Annotated in this window: 2 protein-coding genes; one reads left to right on the forward strand and one right to left on the reverse strand. The window is 39.9% G+C overall.

Translation table 11 applies throughout. The features are described 5' to 3' along the window. Positions 1-28: 28 nt before the first annotated feature. On the reverse strand, positions 29-3,985 hold the full coding sequence (locus tag M2135_RS09510) for a hybrid sensor histidine kinase/response regulator transcription factor (protein WP_280748265.1): 3,957 nt from the start codon (positions 3,983-3,985) through the stop codon (positions 29-31). 183 nt (positions 3,986-4,168) lie between these two features. On the opposite strand from M2135_RS09510, the gene M2135_RS09515 reads away from it, so the two are divergent. Then, positions 4,169-5,875 carry a T9SS type A sorting domain-containing protein gene (locus tag M2135_RS09515; protein WP_280748266.1) on the forward strand — a complete coding sequence of 569 codons (1,707 nt, stop codon included), beginning with the start codon at positions 4,169-4,171 and terminating at the stop codon, positions 5,873-5,875. Positions 5,876-6,115: the final 240 nt, after the last annotated feature.

Consider the following 6,115-nt stretch of genomic DNA (forward strand, 5'->3'; position numbering starts at 1 on the left):
GCGAATGATTAACTATGAACATGATGCGTTATGAGATATTTTCTAACTCTTTGATAAACTCCGAAGGCGACTTTCCATACTGTTTTTGAAAGCAGGTAGAAAAATAGGCGGGTGAACTGAAACCTACTTTATAGGCGATTTCGCTGATTCGTTTTTCGCCGGACTGCATCAGTTGTACGGCTTTTTTCAGACGGGTGATACGAATAAAATCGACAGGAGAGATATTGGCCAGTCCTTTTACTTTGCGGTAAAGGCTGGAGGTACTTAACCCCATCTCTGCCGCAATGCTTTCGACATTCAGGTTTTCATTGGTGATATTTTCTTCCAGATAGGTGTTGAGTTTGGATAAGAACAGATTATCCAAAGGGGTGTTTGCTAAAGAGGCGGAAGGAATAAGTGGAGCCTCCAGATACGTTTTGTGAAGAATTTCACGGCTCTTCAGTAAATTTTGTATTTGGGCAGTCAGCAATTCCAATGAAAATGGTTTTTCCAGATAGGCATCGGCTCCTTTATTCAACCCTTTCAACCGCGATTGCAGGTTGTGTTGTGCCGTAAGTAAAATAAAAGGAATATGGCTGAAGTGGATATTGTTTTTTACTGTATTACATAGTTCAAATCCATCCATAACAGGCATCATGACATCACTGATAATCAGATGGACAGGGTTGTTCTCCAGTCGCTCAAGTGCTATTTGGCCATTTTCGGCTTCTACGATCTCGTAGGAAAGCGCTAATTCTTCGGCAATAAACTGCCGCATCTCTTTCTGATCTTCGACAATTAATACGATCGGTTTATCGGAAGAGACAGATACGCTTTTTCTAACCTCTTTGGTCGGAGCGGTCAGAAGATCTATATCAAAACAATACTCTTCCTGTTCGACAGGGAGGGTTAATATGAATTGATTCAGTTGATCGGCTGTCTGCTGATAGGAGAGGGTACCTTTATGAAATTCGGCTAAAGAGCGAGACAATGACAATCCAATTCCGCTACCTTGCATATTTTCTGTCTCTTTCAGACGATAGAAAGGGGAAAAGATTTTTTCTTCCTCACTTTGCGGGATCAGGTAGCCATCGTTAGTCACAAGCAGTGAAAAAAAGTTGTTTTCAGGTGTTGTCAACCGGATACTGATTTTTTTATCGCTATATTTAATGGCATTCGTCAACAGGTTACTGACTATTTTTGAAAAAGCCTCCCGGTCGATATAAGCTATAAAACGATCTTGGGGCAGTTGAATATGGATTGTTTTTTCCTCTTTTTCGAATAAGGGAAGAAAAGGTTGTATGATCGTATCGACCCATAACAGCACATCTGTTTTGACATAGTTTAATAAGAAACCACGACTTTCGGTTTTTCTGAAGTCGAGCAACTGATTGCTCAAATCAAGTAGTCGTTGTGTGTTTGTTTCGATCGTTTTTAAATTCTTTTTAGTAGCAGGCGAACCGTCTCCGGAATGTCGTATCTTTTCCAATGGTGCTTTGATGAGAGTCAGTGGCGTGCGTATTTCGTGTGTAATAAATGTAAAGAACTGTATTTTGGCGTGATAGAGTTCTTTCTCTTTTTCGTTTTCAAATAATTCCTGATTGAGTTTATGCTGTATTTCAAGTTTTCTTTTTTTATACCTGTAGAATAAGATCACACAGCACACAATCAGTAACAGATAGATCACAAAGGCCCAGGGGGTAATCCAGAATGGTGGGGTAATAACGATCTGCAGCGTTTGTGTATTTGCTTGCCAGAGGTTGCTGCTATTGGTCGATCTTACCTTAAACCGGTATTTGCCTGGAGAGAGGTTGGCAAAAGTAATTTCTTTATTCTTGCCCATTTCGATCCAGTCGTTGTCTACTCCTTCCAGCATATAAGCATACCGGATAGCATCCGGGGAGGTGTAACTTACAGCTTGGTAGGTGATTGTAAAAGTGGAGGAGTTGTAAGGCAATTTTAGCTGTACGGTAGAGTCGGAGAGGAGATGATTTATGGATTGTTTCTCCTTGCTTTCCGGAATATGGATACGGGTAATGTATACCGGTGGAACAAACAGATCTTCTTTGAAATATTGGGGTTTAAAAGAGACCATACCGTTTATAGTTCCCATGTAAATTGTTCCGTCATTCGCTTTGTATGAAGAACTGTAGTTGAATTGTGTTTCATGCAGTCCATCGCTACCGGTGAATGTACGTATATTACAGGTTTCAGGATGAAACCGTACTAATCCGTTGGCCGTTGATATCCAGAAAAAACCGTTACAATCTTCTTCGATCCGATAAGTTATATTACTGGGTAGGCCATGCTGAGTCGTGATATGTATGAAGTTGTCGGTATCTGCATTGTAACGAGAGAACCCGTACATTGTTGTAATCCATATGTTCCCTTTGGAATCTTCAAAGACTGAAGTGGTGTTATTACTGCCCAGTCCGCTGTTTGGATCCGAAGAGGAATAATGGGTCAGTTTATTGTTTTCCGGTCGATAGTTATAAATCCCATTTGTTGTTGCTAACCATAGTGTTCCATTCCGGTCTTCATAAAACTGACGTACCAGTGCGCCGATATTACTCCAGGGTATGAATGTGTCGCTCTCCTGTTCGTAAAGCACTGGGCCGGAAGAGGTGCCGACAAAAAAATCTCCTTTCCGTGTTTTGAAAAAGCAGAGAATGAAATTTTCAATGGGTGTTTGAGAGGTTCTTATTTGTGTATATTGTTTCACTCTTTTACCGGTCGTTATATCAAGAACTTCAATACCACGATTGAATGTTCCGATCCATAACTTATCTTCGTCGGCATATAAGCCATGTATATTCGTTGCCGATAAGCGGTTAATCGGGTTGTTTAACGAATAATTGATCATTTCACCAGTCACTGGATTGTATCGGTTGATCCCATTATCTTCGGTTCCCAGCCATATATGACCATACTGGTCGGGACATATTTCGCGTACAGCGTTTCCGAGCATGTCGGGATGGGTTTTGCCTCCGATATAATTATTGAATCGAGTATATCGTTGAGGGAGGTAACTTATTCCTCCGAAAAAGCTTCCTAACCACATTCCTCCCTCACGGTCTTTGGTGATGGAATAGATGGCATTATCGGAAATAGCGTATTCGTTGGTCAATGACTTTTGTAAATGCAAGATCTTTTTGTCTATGATGTTGTAGATGTATAGACCGGATTCGGAGGCAATCCAGTAGGTCACATTATTATAGGGTGTTATTGCTCTTACCTGTATGTCTGGAATAATGGTTTCGATTTGTCCGGTAGAGGCATGTAATAGTTTTAATCCGGCTTTGTTTGTTCCTAAAAGGATGCCTACTGTGGTGACAGGGCAGATGGCAGAAAGATGTACCAATGTCTGTTGTTCGTCTTCGGTTAAGATAGGAATAGGAATAAACCGATCCGTTTCGGATTTGTAATGATAGAGGTTATATTCATCGGCAAACAGTGGGAAACCATTTTCTGTGCGAGTCATGAGATGTGGAAAGAGAGTCTCTTCTGTAGGATAGCTTTTTACTTCTGTATCTGTCGGATTATATACGACGATCTGTTTATTTCCGGCAAACCAAAGCTTTCCCTGATTATCTTCGGTGATAGCATGAAAATAATCCAGGCTTTTCTCCTCGGAATGAAAAGGTAATGGATGAAATGTATCGGTCTGATAGTCGTAATAACAGGTGCCGTTTAATGTACATATCCAAATTCTTCCGGAAGTATCTTCAAAAAGATGAACAATCCGGTCGTTGGGTAGTCCTTCACTATGGGGCGAGGAGGAGTTGTAGCGATAGACTTTGAACGATTGTCCGTCGAAGCGGTTTAATCCGTCATCGGTTCCAAACCACATAAAGCCTTTCTGATCTTGCAAAGAACAATAGACCGTATTATGGGATAAGCCATGTTTGTTGGTATAATGACGGAAATGATAATCCCTGTTTGGCTCATATCCATAGAGGGATTGAAACAGAAAAAAAAGAGACGTAATTATAAAAGCCAATCGCATACTCTAAGACGCATAATGTATTGATTGCTGCAAAGCTAATAAATATATTATGGTTATGCGATATGGACTGATTTTCAATCTGTAAAATTGTTGGAAAAAGACTAATATTTATTCGTTATAATCGTTGGTGTTTTTATTTTATCTGATAACTTTGCCCTTGTTAAATTTAAAACGTGGATAATTATGAGAAAAATCTTTACTTCTTTTTGTTTAGCTGCCATGGCCTTAATGATGACCCTTCCAATGGTGGCACAGGAGAGACAACTCTCAAATGGTGAAAAAACAATGGTCGTTAAAAAGGTAGTACCTGCTATCTTTGACCAAGTGAAAGAGATGACAGGCTTTGATTTTTTGGCTTTCACTAAACCTGGTTTCGGAATCGAAGATGTTGTGAATTCTTTACCTTATACGCAATCAAGTGCATTACGGGCGGATAAAACACCGTTGACTCTGCAACCGGATAGTATGGTCTTGGATCTGAGTACACTGGATATTGACGGTATACCGGCTTTTGTTCTTCCTCTCTTGAAAAATGTGAAAGTTTATTTTGCAGATTATCAGAAGTTGACTACAACTACAGGCGAGCAACCTGTTGAAATTGCAATTCCCGGGAAAATATCTGTCAATATCATCGTGCCAAACGCGCTTTCAATGACGTTGACTTTTGGTGAAAAAGTGGGAATCTTGCCATTTGGTGAAATGAAAGCAAATTTGGAAATTAATGAAGCGTTGGCCGGTATGATTCCTATACCAGGAGGCGAACTTTTCTCATATAAAGAATCGCTCGTTAATAATGTCTTCAACTATAATTTAGTTATTGGTGATGCTTTGCGTGCCATGATCGACGAAGAAGGAGAAAATCCAACACCGAATATGCTGGTTAAACTGGATATTACCAAAATGCAGACAAACGGTACTGTTGAAGCTTCTTTGTTTGGTATTCCTAAAGGTAGCACAACACAACAGGTACAGATGGGTGATGCAGTTGTGTATATGAATTTGATCAATCAAGCTGCTTTATTACCTGTCGATTCTATCTTGTTGACCTCGTATGAAATGGGTGTAGTAAAAGGCTATCGTAAACTAACTACAAGCCTTGAACCGAAATCAGCTCAGGATTTGGTGTTAACAACTCAGGACTCTGTTCGTCTAAGCAAAAATGAACCTTGGGAATGGGCTAAAAAACAGATTGTGACAATGACCGATTATACTTCAGTGAACACGCCAAAAGCTGCAGTTGCAGATCTTTTAAGTAAAGCTGTTTTTGATTTGGCCACAACATCCGGAGGTATTAAGCAGTACGCTATGCAGGTTGATGTGATTGTTGCTGATATTAGTGGTGACGGAATGATTAACGATGACGATAAGATTACGACAATGCTGATCGACATTATTCCTTCTATGGGAGGAACAGTAATGAATCCGATCCAGGCTTTTGATATGAATATCTGGACATTGCCCGATACTGAAGATGAAGAAGAGTTGTTGAGAGCAGCAGAACTAGGTTTGGAGCAAGTGATGAATATCAAAGCTGAACTTCCGGTAGACAAACAGACTATTGACATTACATTCTCTCCGATCAAAGATGGAGTAGCTGTTCCGATGGCAACAGCTTATGTGAAGTCAAATGCAATGAGTATCATTACGACAAATGATCCTGTGGCTCTTAGTGATTTAGATATCATTGTGCAAGATGGCGGACTTTATATCTTGAATGGTGAAAATGCGACTTATGCTATCGTTAGTCTGCAAGGAACAACTTTGGCAAATGGACGTATCAATAGTCCAAGTCAGTTTATTTCACTTTCTAATATGATGAAAGGTGGTATTTATATTCTGACAGTGAACCAGAACGGTCTAAACAAATCTGTAAAGTTCATTAAAAAGTAATACGAGAAATCGTTTGATTTTGAATTTATAAAATGGGCTGTCCGACTAATGGACAGCCCATTTTTTTTGAAAGGTGTTTTTGGGCATCGTTTCTCGTTTTTATAAGTTAACGTGAACGTGATATAAATATTTATCTTCGGATAGTGTAAGATTTGAAGGTTTTCCGAAGACCAAATCCCACAGGGATTTAATGTGCATAACCCCGGGTGAAGAGGAGCGTAGCGGATCGACCCGGGGTAT

Origin of the sequence: Parabacteroides sp. PF5-9, assembly GCF_029893105.1 — a bacterium.
Lineage (GTDB): Bacteria > Bacteroidota > Bacteroidia > Bacteroidales > Tannerellaceae > JARXWG01.

What these genes read in the sequence shown, in the direction of transcription:
- M2135_RS09510 (WP_280748265.1), bottom strand. Translation starts at nt 3,985, where the DNA reads ATGCGATTGGCTTTTATAATTACGTCTCTTTTTTTTCTGTTTCAATCC.
- M2135_RS09515 (WP_280748266.1), top strand. Translation starts at nt 4,169, where the DNA reads ATGAGAAAAATCTTTACTTCTTTTTGTTTAGCTGCCATGGCCTTAATG.